General features: G+C 66.8%; 20 protein-coding genes. 17 read left to right on the forward strand and 3 right to left on the reverse strand.

Annotated features, from left to right (window positions below; all coding sequences use genetic code 11):
• Positions 1-46 precede the first annotated feature (46 nt).
• The 4 genes from AC5RUK_RS09830 (at position 47) to AC5RUK_RS09845 (ending at position 3,371) form a co-directional block, all read left to right on the forward strand.
• Positions 47-478 (forward strand): hotdog fold thioesterase, encoded by a 432-nt coding sequence (locus tag AC5RUK_RS09830; protein WP_494152046.1) that lies wholly within the window; start codon positions 47-49, stop codon positions 476-478.
• A gap of 3 nt (positions 479-481) precedes the next feature.
• Positions 482-1,021 (forward strand): MarR family winged helix-turn-helix transcriptional regulator, encoded by a 540-nt coding sequence (locus AC5RUK_RS09835; protein WP_494152047.1) that lies wholly within the window; start codon positions 482-484, stop codon positions 1,019-1,021.
• Between the two features lie 237 nt (positions 1,022-1,258).
• Positions 1,259-2,455, forward strand: coding sequence for a M14 family zinc carboxypeptidase (locus AC5RUK_RS09840; RefSeq protein ID WP_494152048.1), 1,197 nt, complete (start codon positions 1,259-1,261; stop codon positions 2,453-2,455).
• A gap of 166 nt (positions 2,456-2,621) precedes the next feature.
• The gene (locus AC5RUK_RS09845) at positions 2,622-3,371 is read left to right on the forward strand and encodes a TMEM175 family protein (RefSeq protein ID WP_494152049.1); all 750 of its coding nucleotides are present in this window, start codon (positions 2,622-2,624) and stop codon (positions 3,369-3,371) included.
• Positions 3,372-3,515: 144 nt separating this feature from the next.
• Here AC5RUK_RS09845 and AC5RUK_RS09850 read toward each other — a convergent pair whose 3' ends face one another.
• Positions 3,516-5,189 (reverse strand): ribonuclease J, encoded by a 1,674-nt coding sequence (locus AC5RUK_RS09850; protein WP_493988689.1) that lies wholly within the window; start codon positions 5,187-5,189, stop codon positions 3,516-3,518.
• A gap of 368 nt (positions 5,190-5,557) precedes the next feature.
• On the opposite strand from AC5RUK_RS09850, the gene AC5RUK_RS09855 reads away from it, so the two are divergent.
• From AC5RUK_RS09855 to AC5RUK_RS09885, 7 genes are all read left to right on the forward strand, one after another.
• The gene (locus AC5RUK_RS09855; RefSeq protein WP_494152050.1) at positions 5,558-6,781 is read left to right on the forward strand and encodes an MFS transporter; all 1,224 of its coding nucleotides are present in this window, start codon (positions 5,558-5,560) and stop codon (positions 6,779-6,781) included.
• A 237-nt stretch (positions 6,782-7,018) separates the two neighbouring features.
• Positions 7,019-7,948: a matrixin family metalloprotease gene (locus tag AC5RUK_RS09860; protein WP_494152051.1), complete on the forward strand. Its 930-nt coding sequence runs from the start codon at positions 7,019-7,021 to the stop codon at positions 7,946-7,948.
• Positions 7,949-8,036: 88 nt separating this feature from the next.
• Positions 8,037-9,254 carry an MFS transporter gene (locus AC5RUK_RS09865; RefSeq protein WP_494152052.1) on the forward strand — a complete coding sequence of 406 codons (1,218 nt, stop codon included), beginning with the start codon at positions 8,037-8,039 and terminating at the stop codon, positions 9,252-9,254.
• A gap of 139 nt (positions 9,255-9,393) precedes the next feature.
• Positions 9,394-9,678, forward strand: a complete 285-nt coding sequence (locus AC5RUK_RS09870; RefSeq protein WP_493977268.1) for a DUF1540 domain-containing protein — start codon at positions 9,394-9,396, stop codon at positions 9,676-9,678.
• A 292-nt stretch (positions 9,679-9,970) separates the two neighbouring features.
• Positions 9,971-10,753 (forward strand): SDR family oxidoreductase, encoded by a 783-nt coding sequence (locus AC5RUK_RS09875; RefSeq protein ID WP_494152053.1) that lies wholly within the window; start codon positions 9,971-9,973, stop codon positions 10,751-10,753.
• A gap of 302 nt (positions 10,754-11,055) precedes the next feature.
• Entirely contained in the window at positions 11,056-12,954 is a 1,899-nt protein-coding gene (locus tag AC5RUK_RS09880) for an FAD-binding monooxygenase (RefSeq protein ID WP_494152273.1), read from the forward strand.
• A gap of 124 nt (positions 12,955-13,078) precedes the next feature.
• Complete coding sequence (locus AC5RUK_RS09885; protein ID WP_494106790.1) at positions 13,079-13,654, forward strand: CueP family metal-binding protein; 576 nt, start codon at positions 13,079-13,081, stop codon at positions 13,652-13,654.
• A 33-nt stretch (positions 13,655-13,687) separates the two neighbouring features.
• Here AC5RUK_RS09885 and AC5RUK_RS09890 read toward each other — a convergent pair whose 3' ends face one another.
• Complete coding sequence (locus tag AC5RUK_RS09890) at positions 13,688-14,359, reverse strand: DNA alkylation repair protein (protein ID WP_494152054.1); 672 nt, start codon at positions 14,357-14,359, stop codon at positions 13,688-13,690.
• Positions 14,360-14,810: 451 nt separating this feature from the next.
• Here AC5RUK_RS09890 and AC5RUK_RS09895 point away from each other — a divergent pair, with 451 nt between their 5' ends.
• The 3 genes from AC5RUK_RS09895 (at position 14,811) to AC5RUK_RS09905 (ending at position 16,872) form a co-directional block, all read left to right on the forward strand.
• Positions 14,811-14,945, forward strand: coding sequence for a hypothetical protein (locus AC5RUK_RS09895; RefSeq protein WP_494106792.1), 135 nt, complete (start codon positions 14,811-14,813; stop codon positions 14,943-14,945).
• A gap of 5 nt (positions 14,946-14,950) precedes the next feature.
• A complete protein-coding gene (locus tag AC5RUK_RS09900; RefSeq protein ID WP_494152055.1) occupies positions 14,951-16,093 on the forward strand; it encodes a N(5)-(carboxyethyl)ornithine synthase in 1,143 nt (380 codons plus the stop codon).
• Between the two features lie 137 nt (positions 16,094-16,230).
• A complete protein-coding gene (locus AC5RUK_RS09905; protein WP_494152056.1) occupies positions 16,231-16,872 on the forward strand; it encodes an NAD(P)-dependent oxidoreductase in 642 nt (213 codons plus the stop codon).
• A gap of 135 nt (positions 16,873-17,007) precedes the next feature.
• Here the strand turns inward: AC5RUK_RS09905 and AC5RUK_RS09910 are convergent, their stop codons facing one another.
• Positions 17,008-17,979 carry a nuclease-related domain-containing protein gene (locus AC5RUK_RS09910; protein ID WP_494152057.1) on the reverse strand — a complete coding sequence of 324 codons (972 nt, stop codon included), beginning with the start codon at positions 17,977-17,979 and terminating at the stop codon, positions 17,008-17,010.
• Positions 17,980-18,137: 158 nt separating this feature from the next.
• On the opposite strand from AC5RUK_RS09910, the gene AC5RUK_RS09915 reads away from it, so the two are divergent.
• The 3 genes from AC5RUK_RS09915 to AC5RUK_RS09925 are packed head-to-tail and all read left to right on the forward strand — an operon-like array spanning position 18,138 to position 21,156.
• Entirely contained in the window at positions 18,138-18,539 is a 402-nt protein-coding gene (locus AC5RUK_RS09915) for a hypothetical protein (RefSeq protein ID WP_494152058.1), read from the forward strand.
• On the forward strand, positions 18,536-20,521 hold the full coding sequence (locus AC5RUK_RS09920; RefSeq protein WP_494152059.1) for an alpha/beta hydrolase: 1,986 nt from the start codon (positions 18,536-18,538) through the stop codon (positions 20,519-20,521). The genes AC5RUK_RS09915 and AC5RUK_RS09920 overlap by 4 nt, the downstream gene beginning before the upstream one ends.
• A complete protein-coding gene (locus tag AC5RUK_RS09925) occupies positions 20,518-21,156 on the forward strand; it encodes a hypothetical protein (protein ID WP_494152060.1) in 639 nt (212 codons plus the stop codon). Before AC5RUK_RS09920 ends, AC5RUK_RS09925 begins: the two co-directional genes overlap by 4 nt.
• Positions 21,157-21,169 lie beyond the last annotated feature (13 nt).

Below are 21,169 nucleotides of genomic sequence, written 5' to 3' on the forward strand. Positions count from 1 at the left end.
TAGACCCCGGGTACTAAACCGTCCAATGGACTTGAGGAGACTTTCCATGCCATCGTCAGTATCAGAGTTGCAGACAGACACCGTGGAGGATCGGCTGCGTCAGCGCTACGAGGCCGATGAGTCATCGAAAAACCTGGGAATTCAATTTGTCCAGGCTTCGGAAGGACGCGTCGTCATGTCCATGCCTGTCCAGGACAGCATGCTGAACGGCCATGGGATCCTCCACGGCGGGTACGTCTTCACCCTAGGAGACACATGTTTCGCGTTTGTGTGCGAATCCTCCGGGCATCCGTCCGTGTCACGCCAAGCCGAAATTACCTACATTGCTCCCGGATCCGGAGACAGCACCTTGGTTGCCACCGGTGTCGAACGCACGCGGTTTGGTCGAAACAACATCGTGGACGTCACCATCACCAATGAAAGCGGAACGCATCTAGCCGAAATGCGGGTCTTCGGCGTCGTCACGAATCAGAAATAGAGTATGAAAATGCAGAAGCGGACGCAGCGGGTTGGACCCGCCGAATACGAAGAACTTGCGCACAAGGCCGCCACCGAACTCTACCCGGACGTGGACTTCACGGCGATGTCAATGTGCTTTAATCTGATCCGCGTCACCAACAGAATCCTTAAGGACCTTGAGGTTTCCGTACACCGCCCCGGCGGCATCAGCTTCGCGGGCTATCAGCTCCTGTTTAGCCTGAAAGCAGTTGGACAGGTACACCCCAATCTTCTGGCACGCCTCGCAGGCGTCTCAACTGCCTCAATGTCGAGCCTGCTCAACACTTTGGAGAAGTACGGTCTCGTGACACGTGAGCCGGATCCGAGCGACGGCCGCAAGGCCATCGTGAGCCTGACCGCCGAAGGCGAATCTGTTGTTGCCGAGCTGTGCATGAATAACAACCAGCGCGAACAGGAATGGGTTGCAGGGCTAACCGAAACAGAAGCCAGTATCCTGACCGAACTGCTGAAAAAGCTCCTGCTCCACCGGCCTCAGCCGGCAACGAGCCGCGCTGCCTCCTAAGCACCGGCCTGCTTGCCGCGTCAAACTGTATGCGCCAGAGAATCGCGATGGCCGTCACTCGCTTTGACCAATTCCGGGGGATACGACGAAAATTCAGGTCTGAACTCTGGTGTATTTCCGGGAACCACGGCTAGCGTCTCCTTACCGGCAGTTCTCTCGGGCTGTCGATCCCGCCAGCGCAGCCGCATTACCCGGCTGCGCTGGCGCATGAATCGCTCAACCTTTGGAGGACATGCAGTGACGCACCAGCCCAAAAGCACCACCAACCACGGTTCGGCCAAGCCCCGGCGTTACCGCAGCCTGGCAGCGGCGGCGGCCCTCGCCGTCGTCATTCCCTTCAGCGCCGCCACTCCGGTCCTTGCCGATGCCAACTTCCCCTCTACCGAGGGCAACACCAATACCGCCAGCATCCTGACCTATGACGACCTCGTGAAGGAACTGCGGAAGCTGGAAAAGAACAGCCGCTTCGGCGTGGACGCCTTCACGCTCGAAGAGGCCGGCACGCAGGTCAACAAGTCCGAGCAGGGCCGCGACCTCTGGGTGGCCACCGTCGGCACCGGCGCCGAGCATGTGTGGATCCAGGGCCGCATCCACGGCAACGAGCCCTACGGCACCGAGTCGATCCTGTCGCTGCTGAAGGACCTGGGCACCAACGGTTCGGCGGACTATCAGCTGCTGCGCGAGAAGTTCACCTTCCACTTCATCCCGATGTACAACCCGGACGGATCAGAGGCAAACATCCGCCACACCGTTCTCTGGGACCAGGCAGCCGATCTGCCGGAGTTCGGCGCCAACGGGCGGGAACAGCGGATCGACCTGAACCGGGACTGGACGCCCAACGGATTCGTGGCCAACGAGTCGCTGGCCTTCTACGAGTACTGGACCGATGTGAAGCCGGCCTACGGTATCGACATCCACCACCAGGGCCTGAAGAAGGAATGGGGCACCGGCGACGACGTCACGCTGTCCTTGGGCATCTCGCTGGCCCCGGGCGGTCCGACCCTGCCGGGGATCAAAGACGGCGCCTACGACGAACTGACCCGCCAGATGCACGTCCACGTCTACGACGAACTCTCCAAGTACGGATCCATCAACATGGACCGCTACCAGGTGGGCAATGGCCTGGAGATCGACATCAAGGGCGGTGTGGTCTCGGCGATGATGCTGGGCCTGGACTATCAGGGCATGAACCCGGAGGGCCACTCCAACCCCGTGGTCTTCTTCGAGACTTCCGGCAACACGTCGGACGGCAGCCTCGGCCAGAAGGCCAGGGGCAAGAGCGTCCAGCAGAATCTGCTCGCCATGAAGGAACTGCTCCTTGGCCTGGCCACCGGCGAAGTCCAGCAGGAGGACGCCGACCGCTGGGAGGAGATCCCGCATCAGCCGGTCACCGGCTACAACACCGACTACGCCGGGACCATCCCGGTCCCGTAGCCGGCCTTGCCACCAGTGGCGCGGCGCGTTCCCGCGCTGCGCCACTGCTCCAACAACGACGGCGGTGCGAGCACACCAGCGGGCCGCAGGCCCGACCAGAGGCGGGCGCCGCCGTCGCGCCTTGCGCCCATTGCATAGTGTCCGCTTTTTGCGCCACGCTGATCTCGTGGCACAACCCCGGGACGGCGAACCGCCTGCACACGGCGCGGGCCCCGAAGACTCTGCGGAACGTTCCGAACCGCTGGAGCGCAATTCCGCCAGGTTGGCCCGGGAGTCCAGCGAGTTTGACCGCGGCATCGGCTTTTACGACGTCATCTACGGATTCGCCATCACGCTGCTGATCACCAACCTGGATGCTCCTTCGCCGGAGGCATGGCAAGACCTCCGGTCGCTGGCGGGCTCCGGCCTCGTGCATCAGCTTGCCGGTTTCGTCCTGAGCTTTGTGGTGATCGCCGTGTTCTGGCGGATGAACCTCCGCCTGATACAACGGCTCTCGGCTCTTGATTCCGCAACGACGACGGCGAACCTGGTGGCTGCCTCATTCGTCATCCTGATTCCGTTCACCACGCAGGGCATCAGCGACCCCGAGACATCGCCCTTGGAACTGTCGACAGTGCTGTACGCGGCCAACCTTGCGCTGGCAGCCTTGGCCCAACTGGCCATGTTCGAGATCGCCCGCAGGAACCGCCTCGAGATCGAGCCGATGAACCGCAGGCAGCATCGGGCGTTCGTGCTCGACTCCCTCATCCCGCCGCTGGTCTTCGGGATATCGATTCCGGTGGCCTTCGCCGCAGGCGGGACAGCAGGAAAGCTCACCTGGGCGTCGCTCATCCTGCTGGGGCCGCTTTCGGGCCGGCTCGCCGCCCGGGGAAGCCGGCACCCAGCCGCTGATTCACGGCGGAAGGAGCGCCGGTGACCAAGGGCTCCTCCACGGATTAGCGGAATCCGCCGACCCCCGGCCCCCGTGAGCCGGAGGCAGGAGGGCTTTAAAGGTGAAAGGACGGACGGGCTTGTGCCCGTCCGTCCCTCCCTGCTTCTTCGCTGTGGCGAATCCGGCCGGCTAGGCCTCCACGATGATGACCGTGACCACGGGCTTGCGCCGCAGCGCCCGGTCGGACCAGCGCACCAGTGCCTGGGCGATCGCCTTTTCGGCGTCCGGGCCGGTCTTGTCCCCGCGAAGTTGCATCAGCGTCTTCTCCACGATGCCGGTGGCCTTCTCCAGTTGCTCGACCGCCGGGGCGAAGCCGACCGGGAAGAACTCCGGCTCTTCCTCAAGCCGCCCGGTGTCGGGGTTGACGATCAGCAGCGCGGTGACGGCGCCATCTTCGGCCAGCCGCAGCCGGTCCTGCAAGGAGGCTTCGGTGGCCGCCCCGGCCACCATGTTCTCCACGTAGACGTAGTCGGCGGCGATCTGCCCGGAGACCCGTGCCACGCCGTCCTTGAGGTCCACCACTATGCCGTCTTCGCCGATCAGCGCCCGCTTCGGGTCCACGCCGGTGCGGACGGCCAGTTCCGCGTTGGCCTTCAGATGGCGGTGCTCGCCGTGCACGGGGAGCACGTTCTTCGGGCGGACCAGGTTGTAGCAGTAAACCAGCTCGCCGGCCGAGGCGTGGCCGGAGACGTGGACCTTCGCGTTGCCCTTGTGCACCACGTTGGCGCCGCGCTTGGTCAGGTCGTTGATCAGTCGGTAGATGGAGGATTCGTTGCCCGGCACCAGCGAGGACGCCAACAGCACGGTGTCGCCTTCGGTCAGGTCAATCATGTGGTCGCCGCCGGCCATGCGGGCCAGTGCCGCCATCGGCTCGCCCTGCGAGCCGGTGCAGATCAGCACGGCCTTGGTGGGCGGCAGCTTCTCCAGTTCCTTGAAGTCCACCAGCACCCCGCGCGGGATGTTCAGGTAGCCGAGCTCGCGCGCCGTCGTCATGTTGCGCACCATGGACCGGCCCACGAAAGCGACCTTGCGACCGTACTTGTGTGCCACGTCGATGACCTGCTGGATGCGGTGCACGTGGCTGGCGAAACTGGAGACGATCACGCGGCGCGGGGCGGTGCGCATGACCGTATCGATTGCCGGCACCAGATCGGCCTCGGCAGCGAGGAAACCCGGAACTTCGGCGTTGGTGGAATCCGGCAGGAACAGGTCCACGCCCTCGTCGCCCAGCCGCGCGAACCCGGCCAGGTCGGTGATCCGGCGGTCCAGCGGGAACTGGTCCATCTTGAAGTCGCCGGTTGCCAGCACCAGCCCGGCGCCGGTGCGGATGGCCACGGCCAGTCCGTCCGGGATGGAGTGGTTGACGGCCAGGAATTCCAGGTCGAACGGACCGAACTTCTTCCGGTCGCCTTCCTTGACCTGCACCATCTTGGCGTTCAAGCGGTGTTCCTGCAGCTTGGTCTTCACGAAGGCCAGCGTCAGCTTCGCCGAGATCACGGGAATGTCGGCGCGTTCCTTCAGCAGGTACGGCACGCCGCCAATGTGGTCCTCGTGCCCGTGGGTGAGGACAATGCCGACGACGTCGTTGAGGCGTTCCCGGATGTAGGAGAAGTCGGGCAGGATCAGGTCCACGCCCGGGTGCTGCTCCTCGGGGAACAAGACGCCGCAGTCCACGATCAGCAGCTTGCCGCCGAACTCGAACACCGTCATGTTCCGGCCGATCTCGCCCAGTCCGCCCAAGGGGACTATGCGCAAGGCGTCCTTGGCGAGTTTCGGAGGAGTTTGCAACGGCTTGGTGTTCATGGATTCCGATCTGTGGTGCGGTGTGTTGCCGGGCGTCAACGCCCGAAGCCGGAGTTGCCGGCACTGAAGTCTTAGGTGGCCGAGGCGCCCGGGGGCGCTTCGACGGCGTTCCGCGCAGCAGGTGCGGACGGAAAGCATACTTGTCCCGACTTTACCACCGGGCAGAAGGAATACCGCCCCGGTTCCGGCCTGCCGGGAATAATGACGGCGCCGGCACCCTCCAGGTAAGTCATCAGCGGAGGCACCAATCGCTTCGGCTAGGGTGGCTGGGGAGATTTCCCGCGGGGGATTCCCCGCTGCCGGCCACACACGACCCGAAGGAGCCAGCCACGGTCCGCGCATTCGCCTCACGGCCGGCGTTGCCGTGGGTGATTCTGGGCATTGTCGTCCTTGCTTTGAGCCTGCGCGCGCCGATCATCGCTCCCACCGCCGTGGTCCCGGCCATCCAGTCCGACACCGGCCTGACGGCAACCGGGGTGGGCCTGCTCACCGGTCTTCCGGTGCTGCTCTTCGCGCTGGCCACTCCGCTGGCCACCCGCACGATCCGCCGATGGGGGCCCGAGGCCACCGTCCTGCTGTGCCTCGGCGGCGTCCTGGCCGGCACGGTGATCCGGTCCCTTGGCCCGGTGTCCGTGGTGCTCGTCGGCACCGCAATCATTGGCGCCGCCATCACGCTCGGCAACATCGTGGCGCCGGTGCTGATCCGGCGCGATGTGCCCTGGAAGCGGGTCTCCGCCGTCACCGGCGCCTACACGGCCACGATGAACGTCGGGTCCATGGCGACCCTGCTGGGCACGGCACCGCTCGCCGCGCTCGTCGGATGGCGGTGGGCACTGGTGGCCTGGGGCGTGTTGGCCGTCCTTGGCCTCGCCTTTTGGCTGCCGATGGCACGACGGCGGGGCGCGGCTTTGGCATCCGGTCCGAATGGCAGGTCCGGTGAACCGCCCGTCGACAACGCCGCCGCCAGACCCGCTGGCGCCGGTGGCTCCGGGGCGGTGGCGGTGCCGCGCCCGAAGACCGGCGGTGGGCGCGGCAACCGGCGGGTCGTCTGGCTGCTGACCCTGGCCTTCTGCGGGCAGTCGGCTGCCTATTACGCCACGACCACGTGGCTGCCCCTGCTGCTGTCGGACGTTCGGGGCCTGTCCCTTGCCGGCTCGGGAGCCACCGCCTCGCTCTTTCAGATCGCCGCCATTGTCGGCGCATTCGGGGTGCCGCTCCTGGCAGCACGAACCCGGCTCTGGGTGCCCACTGCCTGCATCGCGATCCTGTGGATGACGCTCCCCATCGGCCTGCTCTTGGCACCCGATGCCTACATGCTCTGGTCGATTACGGGCGGCATCGCCCAAGGCGGGGGATTTACGGCCATCTTCTCCGTCATCCCGCGGGTCGCCCGCAACGACCAGGAGGCCGCCTCCGCCTCCGCGCGGATCCAGACCGGCGGATACCTTGCCGCGACCTGCGCCCCGCCGGTGGCCGGATGGCTGAACACGGTGACCGGCGGCTGGACCGCTCCCTTGTTCCTCGTCCTCGCGTGTACGGTGGCGTTCGCCGCGGGCGGGATGCTGGCCGTGCGGGCGTCCGAGCGGCAGTAGACGCCGCGGAATTATTTGCGACGGAAGCACCGGCAAATGTCGCACCCTATGGTCCCTCTCCTTTGATGAATCGTATAATTGTGTCGTCGTTCGGCGAGGCCGAATCGGGGTAGTTGGGGGAAGCAGATGCCGCACCGGGCAGAGGGACTGGCAAGGGACTCATCCCCCGGCGCGAAAACCCCGCTAAGACAACCGAACGTTAAGCGGTCACCCAGCGGGCGAATTCCTCAATGGGCCTTGGACGAGGCAATCGGGGCACCCACCCCGCCCCGGCCTGCCGAAGGTCTCACCGCGGGCAGGACGCCGCCGCAAGCCAAGACGCGACCACAAGCAGCAAGATGGCGGCGCACCTCCCCCCGGCGCACCTCCCCCCGCCGCGCCGGCCGCCTGTCGACCGGGCTGGCCATCGCCTTCGTCATCGCTCTGTGCTTCGCCCCGGGTGTATTCAGCCGGCACGTCATGCCGGCGGTTGCCCCCTATCTTCCCGGCGCGGACATTCCGCCCCGCGGTGTCGAAGCCGCCGACAGTCCCCTGGGCCAACCACCCGCCGTCGCGGAGTCGGACGCCTACGAGTTGTATGCGACACCGCCGGGGTCCTCGCAGCCCTTCCTCGCCTATGACCCCTGCCGCCCCATCCACTACGTCGTCCGCCCGGACAATGCACCGCCGGGGTCCGACACGATCATCCACGAAGCCATCGCCGAGGTCTCCGCGGCCAGCGGACTGCAGTTCCTTTACGACGGCGCCACCGACGAGGCATTCGCCGAGGAGGGCCGCGAACGCTTCCAACCGGATCGCTACGGCAAGCGGTGGGCGCCGGTGCTGATCACCTGGTCGGAGCCCAGCGAAGTGTCCGGACTCGCCGGAGATATCGCCGGACTTGGCGGCAGCTCCTCGGTTGGCGCACGGGGAACGCCGCACGTTCTCGTCGCGGGCCAGATCACCTTGGATGCGCCGGCGCTCCGGAACGTCCTTACGTATCACGACGGACGGGAGCATGTGCGCGCCGTCATCATCCACGAGCTCGGCCACGTGCTCGGGTTGGCGCACGTGGATGATGAGGAGCAATTGATGTTTGCCGGAGCCAACGGCGTGACGTCATTGGCCGACGGCGACCGGGCTGGCCTGGCGCTGCTGGGCACCGGACCGTGCGTGCCGGAAATATAGGCCCAACGGCATAATCAGGACTGCTGGTTTATCCGGAGGGCTGCCGGGACAACGGGGACCGGCCTAGGCAGGCAAGGAGGCCGCCCGCATGCAGGAGAAGCTGTGGAGCAGGAACTTCGTGCTGGCGATCGGCGCGAACCTGTTCATCTACATCGTGTTCTACCTGCTGATGACGTCGATGGCCCTCTACGCGGCCCAGCGGTTCCTGGCATCCGACACCGCGGCCGGTTTCGCGTCCAGTGCCTTCATCGTGGGGGCGCTCTTCTCGCGGTTCTTCGCCGGGCCCCTGATCGACAACGTGGGCCGGCGGCGGATGCTGCTGATCAGCTTGGCCGCCTTCGTCGCGGCTTCCCTCTTGTACATTCCGGCGGACTCCCTGGCCTCGTTGTTGGTGCTGCGGTTGGCCCACGGCGTGGCTTTCGGCCTCGCCAACACCGCCGTCACGGCCGGTGCGCAGGCACTGATTCCGCCCGCCCGCCGCGGTGAAGGCACCGGCTACTTCGCCGTTTCCACCACGCTGGCAACCGCCTTGGGACCGCTGCTGGCTGTGGTGCTGGTTGTTGACGGCAGTTACGAGCGCGCGTTCCTCTTCTGCGCGGTCTGTTCCGTCGCCGCTCTGGTGGTGACCCTGATCCTGAAACTGCCCGAAGCGCCACCGGAGCCGGCCGCCGTCGTCAATCAGCGCGGCGCGGGCGGCGACCCGGAAAAGAAGCGCCGGACGCCCGCGGCCCTGCTGGGAAAGGTGTTCGCGCCGCAGGTCCTGCCGATCACCACGGTCCTGCTGGTGTGCGGGCTGGCCTTTTCCGGCCTGCTTTCGTTTCTGACCTCGTATGCGGAGGCGGCGGGTACGGCGGATGCGGCGGCCCTGTTCTTTGTGGTTTTTGCCGGCGCGGTGCTGGCGTCGCGGCTGAGCATCGGAAGGGTCCAAGACCGCCGCGGCGACAACGTGGTGCTGTATCCCGCGCTGGCGCTGTTCGCCGCCGGCCTGGCGCTGCTGGCGCTCGGACCGGCCACCTGGATAGTCGTCGTCTCCGCGGTGCTGAGCGGCCTCGGGTTCGGGACCCTGCTGCCCGGGACGCAGGCCATTACCGTCCGGCTGGTTTCGGAGCGAAGGTTCGGCACTGCCCTGGCCACCTACTACCTGATGCTCGACATCGGCACCGGCTTCGGCCCGGTGCTGCTGGGCCTGCTGGTGCCGCTGACCGGTTTCGACGGCATGTACGGCTGGCTTGGCCTGCTGATGCTCGCCTGCATCCTGCTGTACTACCTGGTGCACGGCAGGGCGGCCAGCCGGGCGGCCGCCTGACCGGAGACTCGGCGCCTGCTGTCGTGCCGGCAATTACCTCACAGTCTTATGCCTTTTTGATCGGCCGCAACGCGCCTACCGTAGTGAGTGGAGCCGCTCAACCCGGGGCGGACCCAGGATGGAAGGAAGTGCCATGACCGTGACTTCACACGTCAGCGAATGCGCAGTAACCAACTGTTCCTTTAACGATCACAGCGAATGCAACGCCGCCGCAATCACCGTGGCGGGTGGCGAGAACCACGCCGAATGCGCCACGTTCATCGATACCGGCGTGCACGGCGGGCTCCCCAAGGTGCTGGCCAGCGTCGGCGCCTGCCAGCGGAGCGAGTGCACGCACAACGACCACCTCATGTGCCAGGCACCGGAAGTGCACGTGGGTCCCGGCGCGGACAACGCGGACTGCCTCACGTACGAGCACCGGTAACGCGCACCACGCCTGGGTTCCGTAGTAACCCAGGCTCCGCTACCCTCCCCCTCACCCGCGGAACCAGCCGCCGCGCCGCGACGCCACGCCATGCCATGGCCCGTGACCGGCGCACTCGTCGTCCGCCGTCCGGAGCCCGCCGCCCTGAGCCCGCGTGCCCCGGGCCCTGCGGTTTGGCCCCCGCGGTCGCCGACATCACACCGGTTTCCGGAATGCCCCGGGTTTTTATGCGTTTGCATAGATGTGGGCACCGGTACGAGCGCCCACTCCATCCAGGAAGAGGGAAAGTATCATGCAGAGATTCTCTGGCAAGTCCGTCATCATCACTGGTGCAGGTTCCGGCCTGGGTCGGTCGGCAGCGCTGCAGATCGCCAAGGAGCAGGGCAACCTGACCCTGGTCGACCTCAACGAGGCCGGCCTGAAGGACACGGTCGAGGAAATCCGCGCGGTTGCCCCGGACGCCGACGTCCTGACCGTCACCGCGAACGTAGCGGATGAGGCCGCCGTCGAGAGTTACGTCGCCCAAGCCGTCGAGCGCTTCGGCAGGATCGACGGCTTCTTCAACAACGCCGGCATCGAAGGCAAGCAGAGTCCCACCGAGGACTTCGGCTCCGACGAATTCTCCAAGGTCGTGTCCATCAACCTTAACGGCGTCTTCTACGGCCTCAAGCACGTCCTGAAGGTCATGAAGGAACAGGGCTCCGGCGCCGTCGTGAACACCGCGTCCGTCGGCGGCATCCGCGGAGTCGGCAATCAGTCCGGCTATGCAGCCTCCAAACACGGCGTGGTCGGCCTGACCCGCAACTCCGGCATCGAATACGGCCAGTACGGCGTGCAGATCAACGCCATCGCGCCCGGCGCCATCATGACCCCGATGGTCGAAGGCTCGCTCAAGCAGATTGACCCGGAGAACTGGGAAGAGGTCGGCAGGGTCTTCGTCGAACCCAACCCGATGAAGCGCTTCGGCAAGCCCGAAGAGGTCGGCCAGCTGGTCGCCTTCCTGCTGTCCGGCGACGCCGGCTTCATCAACGCCGCCGTCATCCCGATCGACGGCGGCCAGTCCTACAAGTACTGATCCATAGCTTCTGGTTCTGATCGGCACCTCATTCGAGGGCGCTCCCCCAAAAGGAGGACGACGGCGGCGCGCGAGCACCGTCGTCGTCCTTTTGTTTAAGAATTTCCAACCGCGGTTCGGGATCCGGGCAGACGCGCGATCCCACGCCCGCCCGGACCCCTTCCGTTACCCGGGTTACTTGTTAGCTGCGTCATGTTTGCCGTACAGTATCTGCAACCGAACGGTTATTCAGTTATAGAACCCGGTGTTCAAATACAGAACAACGGCGACGGCCGCAGATGGCAACAGAAGTGAGGACACCCGTGCAGTTCCACCACCACGGTTACGTATCCGGAGACCCGCGCGTCAAGCCGGCAGCCGGCGTAGGCATCGACCGCCCCGAAGAGCTTCCCGACGAGGTCGACGTGCTCATCGTGGGCTCCGGTCCCGCGGGCATGCTCGCGGCCGCCCAGCTGGCCCAGTTCCCGAACATCACCACGCGGCTGGTGGAGCGCCGGGACGGACGGCTGGTCCTCGGCCAGGCCGACGGCATCCAGGCCCGCAGCGTGGAGACCTTCCAGGCCTTCGGCTTCGCCGAGCGCATCACCGCCGAGGCCTTCTGGCTCACCGAGATGAACTTCTGGCGGCCGGGCACCGAGAACCCCAAGCACATCGTCCGCGGCGGCCGCGCCGTCGACGACGAGATGGGCATCAGCGAGTTCCCGCACCTGATCGTCAACCAGGCCCGCGTGCTGGACTACTTCGCCGAGGTCGCAGCCAACTCGCCCACCCGCCTGACACCGGATTACGGCTGGGCATTCAAGACCCTCGAGGTCACCGACGAGGGCGACTATCCGGTGAAGGTGACGCTGATCCGCAGCGCCGGCCCGGATGAAGGCGCCGAGCGCGTCGTCCACGCCAAGTACGTGGTCGGTTGCGACGGCGCACGCAGCAAGGTCCGCGCCTCGATCGGCAGCACCCTTGCCGGCGACAGCGCCAACCACGCGTGGGGCGTCATGGACGTGCTGGCCCAGACCGATTTCCCGGACATCCGCACCAAGTGCGCCATCCAGTCGCACGACGGCGGCACCATCCTGTTGATCCCGCGCGAAGGCGGCTACCTGTTCCGCATGTACGTGGACCTCGGCGAGGTGCCCGAGGATGACAACGGCAAGATCCGCCAGACCTCCATCGAGCAGATCGTCGCCAAGGCCAACGAGATCATGACCCCCTACACGGTCGACGTGCGCAGCGTTGCCTGGCACAGCGTGTACGAGGTAGGCCACCGCCTCACGGACCGGTTCGACGACCTGCTGCCCGAGGACGTCGGCACCCGCACCCCGCGCGTCTTCATCACCGGCGACGCCTGCCACACGCACAGCGCCAAGGCCGGCCAGGGCATGAACGTCTCCATGCAGGACGGTTTCAACATCGCCTGGAAGCTGGGACACGTGCTGGAGGGACGCAGCCCGGAGAGCCTGCTCTCCACCTACTCCGCGGAGCGCCAGGTGGTCGCGAAGGACCTCATCGACTTCGACAAGGAGTGGTCGACGATGATGGCCAAGAAGCCCGAGGAGTTCGCCGATCCGTCGGAACTCGAGGACTTCTACGTCCGCACCGCCGAATTCCCGGCCGGCTTCATGACCGAGTACGCCCAGTCGATCCTGACCGGCGCGCGCAACCACCAGGACCTGGCCACCGGCTTCCCCGTCGGCAAGCGGTTCAAGTCGGCCAAGGTCTCCCGCGTCTGCGACACCAACCCGCTGCATTTGGGCCACCTGGCCGAGGCCGACGGGCGCTGGCGCATCTACGTCTTCGCCGACCAGGCGAAGGCCGGCGAGTCCACGGCTGTTGTGAACCTGTCCGAGTGGCTGGTGAACGCGCCGGACTCCCCGCTCGCCGCCACGCCGGAGGGCGCTGACCTCGACGCCTGGTTCGATGTGAAGGTGGTCTACCAGCAGCATCACGAGGAGGTGGACATCAACGCCGTGCCCGCCGTGTTCAAGCCCGAGGTGGGCCCGTTCCAGCTGACCAACCTCGAGAAGGTCTTCGGCACCGCCAAGGACGAGGACATCTTCGACGTCCGCGGCATCTCGCGCGACGGCGCCATCGTGGTGGTCCGGCCGGACCAGTACGTGGCGAACGTGCTGCCGCTGTCCGCGACCGCGGAACTCGCCGGGTTCTTCGCGCCCCTGCTGAAGGCCCGCGAGCCGCAGCACTGATCCAGCCTAAAATGGTAGAACGACGACGGCGCGAAAGTGCCGTCGTCGTCCTTTTCTGAAAAACAGACCACCACCGTTGGCCCCGCGCTGCCCACCTCCCTGGCGCGGGCATGAGGAGATGGATATGAAACGGCCAGTCGTCGCCGCGGCGGCGCTTACCCTGATGCTGACCGCCTGTGCGCCAGCCCCCGAAACTACCCCCGCAGGGGAGGCCACGGACGCCGAGTTCCTCGCCGGCTTCGGTCTTGACGATATGGACGCGGTTGGCATCATCGACCACCTCGACCGGCTGGACATCGCCGAACGGCCCACCGACTTGATGGCATCTGTCCGGCAGGGCGATTTATTCCTCACAGACGGCGGCCACAACGAGGTCACGCTAGACCTGCCGGACGACAGTTCGTACATCTCGGTCGCCCCGTATCTCAACCAGACCCACGACTGCTTCTACCACAGCCTGACGACCTGCCTCGGCGAACTGGGCAATGAAGACATGAGCGTAAAGATCATCGACGACACCACCGGGGAGACGCTGGTGGATGAGCGGATTGAAACCTTCAGCAACGGGTTCGCAGGGTTCTGGGTTCCCGGCGACATCCACGGCACCATCGAAGTAAGTTACGACGGGCACTCCGGCTCGGCGGATTTTTCGACGACCGACGACAGCGCCACCTGCATCACGGATCTCCGGCTAACTTAAGGCCGCCGGGACCTTGCCGCACGGCCGCAGGTCTCAGGCGTTCGCTTGGCGGCTCACCATTTCGTTGATCCAGACGGGCGCGTACGGGGACGTGCAGTTCGGCGGCGTCGGGTAGTCCTTGAGCACCTCGAGGCGTTCGCCGATGTCGATCGCGCGGGCGCGGTGCTCGGCGTGCTCGATGCCGATCTGGGCAAGGGTGTGGTTCATGGCCCACTGCAGGCGGTCCGGTGCGTCCTTCAGTTCCGCCTCGACGGTGTCCAGCAGTCCCTCGAGGTTCAGTCCCTCCGGCTTCTTCGCCACCCGTTCGGTGGTCAGCGCCCAGCCGGCGCTGGCGACCACGGGATCCGCGTCGCCGGTCCAGGCCACGCGGAGCTCTTCGGCGTGCGGGCTCTTCTTGACCACGTAGTTCACCAGCCAGTCGTGCGCCTTGGGAGCTCTCGCCTCGCGCAGCATGGCGTCCAGTTCGTCGCGTCCGAAGGCCTTCGGGCGGCAGATCAGCAGGGCCAGCAGCCGTGCCGCCGTGTTGCCCGTGGCCCACAGCCCGCGCGCCAAATCCTGCTGGGTCTTCAACCGCTTGGCGACAGCGCGCAGCTTGCTCAGGTTCACGCCGTGGTCGTCGCCGCGCTTCTCATTCGCCTCGCGCACTTTCGAGTCCTCAAGGGCGGCCAGCTCGGCCATCACCTCCGCCACCGTCGTCTCGGACATCCACCCTCCCGGTTGCTCGTGTCTGAAATCCAGCGTACTGGTGTTTCAATCACGGGCGCTCAGGTTCTCCAAGCCCCAGGGTTCTGGTGTTCCAAGCCTCGCGGGGCTCTTGTGCTTTAGTCCCTGTGCCCTGGTGCTCCAAGCCTCGCGGCCCCACCACGTCCTAATTCAGAGGCACGCGCGTCGAAACCGGCACATATCCGACAGGACGTCGACTTTATCGGCCGGTTTCGGCGTTTCACATCGGTCTCGACGTTTCTGGCCGCTGTCGATGGAACCAGGATTCAGCGCTGCCCTACGGCGCGTATCCCCCTCCGCCGGTTGGCAGGACTGTAGGCTACGTCGCCACCGGAGCAGCCGCTTGACGCGGGATGGCGTATGGTCAGGAGTACGGAGCAAATCTGTGCTCCCGTTAAAGCGCAGCATTCTTGCTGGCGCTGAGGAGGCACTCATGGCCGACAAATCTCCCCGACAGACCGCATCGAAGAAATCGGGCAAGTCCATCAAGGAAAAGCGCAGCGACAAGAAGGCCAAGGCCGCCGGCACCGCAGCCTCCGAGACCCTGTCCTCCATCAAGAAGCGCTGAGGCTCTTGACTCTGCTGTCGCTCGGAGTCCTGGCAACGACGCGCAAGCCCGATGAGCGCAGGCTGGCCCTCCACCCTGCGCACATCGAGCGCCTCGACGCCGACCTCCGCGAGCGGATCATCCTCGAACAGGGCTACGGCGAGCGCTTCGGCATTTCCGACGCGCACCTGGAACAACTCGTGGGACGGATCGCGCCGCGCCAGGAACTCATCGAAGCAGCGGACGTGGTGGTGCTGCCCAAGCCGCAGCCGGAAGACCTTGCCGAACTCCGCGACGGCCAGATCCTCTGGGGCTGGCCGCATTGCGTCCAGGACCGTGCCATCACCCAGTTGGCCATCGACAAGCGGCTGACGCTGATCGCCTTCGAAGCCATGAACCATTGGGCCGCGGACGGCAGGTTCGCCCTCCACGTCTTCCACAAGAACAACGAGATGGCCGGCTACTGCTCGGTGCTGCATGCGCTGGAACTTGCAGGATCCACCGGCGACTACGGCCGCCCGCTCACCGCCGTCGTCATTGGTTTCGGCGCCACCGCCCGGGGCGCGGTCACGGCGCTGAACGCGCACGGCATCCACGACGTCCAGGTGCTGACCAACCGCGCGGCGGCCGCCGTCGGATCCCCGATCCACTCCGCACGGATCACCCAGTTCGACCACGACGCTGCTGCCCCGCATCTCAGCCACGTCATCACCGACGACGGACGGGTGCCGCTGGCCCCGTTCCTCGCCGAGCGGGACATCGTGGTCAATTGCACCCTGCAGGACCCCAACAACCCGCTGATCTACCTGGACGAGGCGGATCTGGACGGCTTCCGGCCGGGCAGCCTGATCGTCGATGTCTCCTGCGACGAAGGCATGGGCTTCAGCTGGGCGAAGATGACGACGTTTGCCGAACCCACCTTCGAGGTCGGCGACCACGTGAGCTACTACGCCGTGGACCACACGCCGTCGTACCTGTGGAATTCCGCGACCTGGGAGATCAGCACGGCCCTGATCCCGTTCCTGCGCACCGTCATGAGCGGACCCGACAGCTGGCTCGGGGACGAGACGATCAGCCGGGCCATCGAAATCCGCGACGGCGTCATCGCCAACCCGGCAGTCCTCGCCTTCCAGGACCGTTCGGACGAGTACCCGCACCTGCCCGCTTAACGACGACGACGGCGGGCCGCGGACCGGGCGGTCCGTCGCCTGGGCTGCACTCACGCCGGAATAAGTTGATCCTTCAATCGATTGCACCAAGCGGAGGCTAAGCCTTTTGAGAGACATCCAGCCAACGTAAGGACAGCATGAAAATCGGAATCATCGGAGCCACGGGCAACGCCGGACGCGCCCTCTTCCACGAGTCGGCCAAACGCGGCCACCAGACAACAGCCATCGTCCGGAGCGCTGCCAAGGCCGCGGACGTCCTGGGCGCGGACGCCGCGGTGCTGGAACGCGACGCCTTCTCCCTAGGCGCCGAGAACCTCGCCGCTTTCGACGTCGTCGTCAATGCCTTCGGCACGGCTCCGCACGAGGCCTACCGGCACGTGGACCTGGCCCGCTCGCTGGTCGAACTCGCCGGGGAAACCACTCCCCGCCTAGTCTTCATCCTGGGCGCCGGCAGCCTGACCACCGGCGACGACAACCACCTGTTCGTCGAGGACATTCGCAACATCCCCGGCGCCGAGGCGTGGATCTCCATCCCGGAGAACCAACTGAAGGAACTCGAATACCTGCGCGGCGTCACGGACGTCGACTGGGTCGGAGTGTCCCCCTCGGCGCTGTTCACGCCCGGCGACGCCACCGCCCCGGTGCTGGGCGCAGACCGGCTCCTCTATGCCGGCGACGGCGAATCCCACACCACCACCGGCACGATGGCCGTGGCCATTGTGGACGAAATCGAAAAGCCCGCGCACCGCCAGACCCGCTTTACGGTCAGCGACAGCTAAACCTCCCCTGCCACAACACGACGGCCTCCGCAGCTGGTCCGGCCCGGGCAACCTGAGCCCGGTCGCAGACAGCGCGGCGGCCGTCGTTCGCCGTCTCGACAGGCCCCTGTCCACGCGCCCCCGCCCGCTGGAAGATCAGCGCCGGCGCCCGCGGTCGGTCGGGCGGGTACCGGCACCGGCCGGTGCTTTCTTCTGCATGGCCAGCAGCCTCGCCAACGCGTAGCGGTTCACCGTTCCCACTTTCTGCCCCTGCAGCAGCCAGTGGCCGATCCCGTCGACGCCGGCCTGCACCCCCGTGATGGGAATGCCCGTGGGAGAAATCTGGTGCCCCGGCGTGAACGTGAGCGGGCCCGGGGCGTTCGCATGGGCAATGACGTGGCAGGCTACCTGGGCCGCCACCCTGGCGGTGCGCGGATGGGTCTGCACAACGTCCATGTGAATGGTCCGCCGCTTGAACCCGCGCGGATGGACGGAGGCCAACGTCTCCCGGTCGATCCACTGGTATTGCCCGGGTTTCCAGAACTTGGAGTCAATATAAACCACCCGGTCCCCGTTGATGACGGCGTGGTCGATGTCCGCCACGTGGCTGCCCGGGAACCGCAGCCCGTGGAAGATCCGGGTCCCGGGGATGGCAAGCAGTGTCTCCAGCGCCTGCGCCGTCCACCGCTCACCTTCTGCGCCCTTGGCGATGTCCTCGCGCCGAAACCGGGACCATCCGCCCGACAGGGCCGCGCCGCCCTCACCGAAGACCAGTTGCCGGGCAACCTTTTTCGGCGCCGCGACGCCCCAGTGCCTGCCAATCGCGCTCAGGCCCAGGAAACAGGCTGCCGCAACGACGACGGCGACCGGCAGCTGAGGGGGAGCGTCGCCGGCGACGGCCATCGGCATCGTACCGACGATGCCGAGCACCAGCCCGAAGCAGCTCCACAGCAGGATCAGAACAACCAGGACGCGAAGGCCGTTGTAGCCGCGGCCGATGCGCTCCGCGGCGGGCGCGGGCTGGTTCCGCCACGACAGCTGGCCCGGATCGAATTCCATGAACGGCGAATACAAAGTTTCGGGCGCCATCGGCCGCCGGGCGGCCCCCAACTGTTCCGGACGTTCCATGCAGTTACCCCCGTTAACGCTTCAACAAAGAGCCCCCAGTATGTCCCCCACCCCGCGCTGGGGCCATAGGTTCCGGGCCGCGAAGCTGCCGGGAGCCCCAAATCGATAAACCATGGGTAGTCGTCCCCATTCAGTTCCGCGTTGCCGCATGGGACAGTGTGAAAGAAACGGTTAAGCGGGAGGGCGGCGGGATGGGCAGCTGGCGGATCAATCCGAGGCAGCTCCACATGGTTCTGGTGGACGTGGCCGCGGACGGCCAGTCGCTGGACAAGGCGGCAGGTGACACGGCGGCGGCAGGCGACGAGGCGGCGTCGTTGTTCGGCAGCGCCACGGACGTGGCCGACGCGTTCGCGGGGTTCTGGTCGCCGCGGCGGGACGTGGGCCACAGGATTGCCAGCCTCGTGTACAACAAGTCGCGGGTGGTCGCCGAAACCGCCGAGCTGTTCGTCGAGGCGGACGGACGGATGTCCGGCGACGCCGCCGCTTTCGCCGAGTCCCTGAACGCCGGCCACTCGGCCGTCCTTACCTCGCGCGGCTTCGGGCCGGTGCCGCAGCCGTGACCGTGCGGCTGGGCAGCGTCCCGGAGATCAACGTCCCCTGGGACCAGCTCGGCGATGCGGTCCAGGAGATGTCCCTGCGCGCCGCGTCCGCGGCAAACTACCTGGCCGATGCCGGCGCTGCGTGGGCAGGGCTGAGCGTTGCTTATCAGCAACCGGACACCGAGCTGGAGGTTTATTCCGCCCTGAACGAGCTGGAGGGTCCCTCGCAGGAATGGACTGCAGCGTTGGCCGCCGCCCGGGAGGCGGTCACGGCCTTCGTCTCCTCGGGCCGGGCGCTGCAGGCGGAGGCCGAAGAACTCGCGGCGGCACGCCCCGGTCTGGCGAGGGAGCTGAACGGCACCGGCTCACAGGAGGGGGCCGAGGCGGACCAAGCGGAGCAGCGGGCGGAGGCCTTCAACGGACGCGTCCGCTCCCTGCGGGCCGACTGGCAGGCGCTGACCACGGAAACCGCCGCGGTTCTGCGGGCCATCAGCGGCGGAACCGTCGGCTCGCTGCCGCCCACCCCGCTGCTGGCCGCTGCCGCCGCCGCTCCGTCATCCCCGCCGTGGGCTCGCTTCACCAGCGGGCTCGACGAGCGGTTCGGTCCGCTGACGCCGCAGTCATACCTGCCGTCCCTGGCCGGCCTCACCGACGCGGAACTGCGGGCCTGGGCCGCGGCCAACCCCGAGGGCGCCGCCCTGCTGGCCGCCAACAAGCTCCCCGCGTGGCGGATGCCCGGCTCGGCCGAGGCCGTCATGGCGGAGGCGATGGCCGGCGACGCCGCACTGACCGAGGGCGGGATCGCGGGAATCCGCGAGGCCTGGCTCAACCTGGCGCCGTCCGAGCAGGAACGGCTGCTGTTGCTCTACCCGGCAGTGTTCGGTGCCCTGAACGGCATCCCCTTCGCCGGCCGGATCCGCGCCAACACCGTGACCGCCGCCGGTTACCGCGAATCAGTGGCGACCCGGCAGGCACAGCTGGGGCCACAGCCCGATCTCAACGACTACCTCGCGGCCGCGGGGAATCAGCCGGGCCACCCGCGGATGGTCTACCAGCAGGCCTATCGGCAGTACACCGCCGACCTCGAAACCTGGCAGTCCGAACACGACCGGCTGGCAACGCTGAAGACGGGACTGGACTACGCCGTCGGCCATCACTCCCAGGTGGTCCTGGTCAGCCTGGACGGCGACGGCCGGATCGTCACCATGAACGGCACGCTGACGCCGGACACCAGGACCGTGGCCGCCCTGGTCCCGGGCACCGGCGCCGACCTTGGCCAACTGGAGGCCTACTCGCGCCGGCTCGACGCCGTGAACGGCGAACCGCCCACCGGCACGGTCTCCTTCTACTGGCAGGGAACCGACCTGCCGGATGAGGTCCCCGACAACATCACCACCTCGTTCAACGAGCAGGGCGGGCCCCTGCTGGCCGCCTTCGACCACGCCCTCGACCTGGAGACCCGGCCCGACGCCCGCACCACGTACATCGGCTACAGCGCCGGCGGCTCGCTGCTGGGCACCGCCGAACGCGAGGGCCTGGATTCCACCAACATCGTCTACGTCGCACCGGCCGGCACCGGGCACAATGTGGGCAGCCCCGCGCACACCGCCAACCCCGACGCCCACCGCTACTGGCTGCAGACCCGCGACGACCCGATCAGCGCGGCCCAGATCCTCGGCGGCGGCTACCACGGCCCGTCGTTCTGGCGCGGCGGCAGCCCCACCGCCATGGACCCGGTCCGGCTCGAGACCGGCTTCCTCAAGCCGGAGGACCCCGGCTCGCTGATGGACGGGCACACGGACTACTTCTGGCCCGGCTCTACCTCGGCCACCAACATCCAGGGCGTCGTTGAAGGCACGAGCGTCAGCCCGTTCGTCGAGAACCGGATCCAGCAGACCTACTCCCCCTACGGCCCGCTCATCACCAGCCCGCTCGAGCAGAATCCCGAGGACTACGCATATGGCAACCTTGAAACCGTGACGGTCGAAAGTCTGGAGAAATGAACATGCGGGCTTACTCCCCCTGGCACCGCCCGGCCCGCCCGCGCGGCGAAGAACGACGGCGGCGCCCCGGCTTCGCCGCCGCCCTCACCGCGACTGCCGCCCTTTCCGCCGTCATTTTAGGAGGCTGCGCCATGCCGCAGGAAAACCAGCCGCAGGAGATACAACCGACGTCGCAGGACTACGGCCGCCAGCTCGAGCAGCTGCTCCCCCAGGCCATCGCGGAGGCGTCCACCGCCGCCGACCTGAAGATCAACCTGCTGCGCGAACAAACCTGCCTGCGCCCCGAGGACGAACAACCGCAGACCCAGACCGCCTGGATCGCCCGCGCCACCGGCAAGGTCGCCGACGCGGATCAGGCCAACGCCGCCCTCGACGCCGCCGCCGGCTACCTGACCGCACATGGTTGGGAGCAAATGAACGAGGCTACCGCCGAAACCGGCGACGTCCGCACGCTCTACTTCCGGAACGGCGACCTCGGTGCCACCGCCGCCCACCACGTGGCCGGCGGCGTGGGCGCCGTCGTCCTCTCCTTCACCAGCCCCTGCCTGGACCACCCCGAAGACCACCGGATGGTCCGCTCCGAACAGGACCCCGAGTACGGGATGAACAGCCAGTATTACGACGACGGCGCCTGACTGTCATCCCCTT

The organism is Arthrobacter sp. Y3223065 (assembly GCF_059090885.1).

What these genes read in the sequence shown, in the direction of transcription:
- AC5RUK_RS09890 (WP_494152054.1), bottom strand. Translation starts at nt 14,359, where the DNA reads ATGTCCGAGACGACGGTGGCGGAGGTGATGGCCGAGCTGGCCGCCCTT.
- AC5RUK_RS09875 (WP_494152053.1), top strand. Translation starts at nt 9,971, where the DNA reads ATGCAGAGATTCTCTGGCAAGTCCGTCATCATCACTGGTGCAGGTTCC.
- AC5RUK_RS09865 (WP_494152052.1), top strand. Translation starts at nt 8,037, where the DNA reads ATGCAGGAGAAGCTGTGGAGCAGGAACTTCGTGCTGGCGATCGGCGCG.
- AC5RUK_RS09850 (WP_493988689.1), bottom strand. Translation starts at nt 5,189, where the DNA reads ATGAACACCAAGCCGTTGCAAACTCCTCCGAAACTCGCCAAGGACGCC.
- AC5RUK_RS09905 (WP_494152056.1), top strand. Translation starts at nt 16,231, where the DNA reads ATGAAAATCGGAATCATCGGAGCCACGGGCAACGCCGGACGCGCCCTC.
- AC5RUK_RS09885 (WP_494106790.1), top strand. Translation starts at nt 13,079, where the DNA reads ATGAAACGGCCAGTCGTCGCCGCGGCGGCGCTTACCCTGATGCTGACC.
- AC5RUK_RS09910 (WP_494152057.1), bottom strand. Translation starts at nt 17,979, where the DNA reads ATGGAACGTCCGGAACAGTTGGGGGCCGCCCGGCGGCCGATGGCGCCC.
- AC5RUK_RS09925 (WP_494152060.1), top strand. Translation starts at nt 20,518, where the DNA reads ATGAACATGCGGGCTTACTCCCCCTGGCACCGCCCGGCCCGCCCGCGC.
- AC5RUK_RS09895 (WP_494106792.1), top strand. Translation starts at nt 14,811, where the DNA reads ATGGCCGACAAATCTCCCCGACAGACCGCATCGAAGAAATCGGGCAAG.
- AC5RUK_RS09830 (WP_494152046.1), top strand. Translation starts at nt 47, where the DNA reads ATGCCATCGTCAGTATCAGAGTTGCAGACAGACACCGTGGAGGATCGG.
- AC5RUK_RS09835 (WP_494152047.1), top strand. Translation starts at nt 482, where the DNA reads ATGAAAATGCAGAAGCGGACGCAGCGGGTTGGACCCGCCGAATACGAA.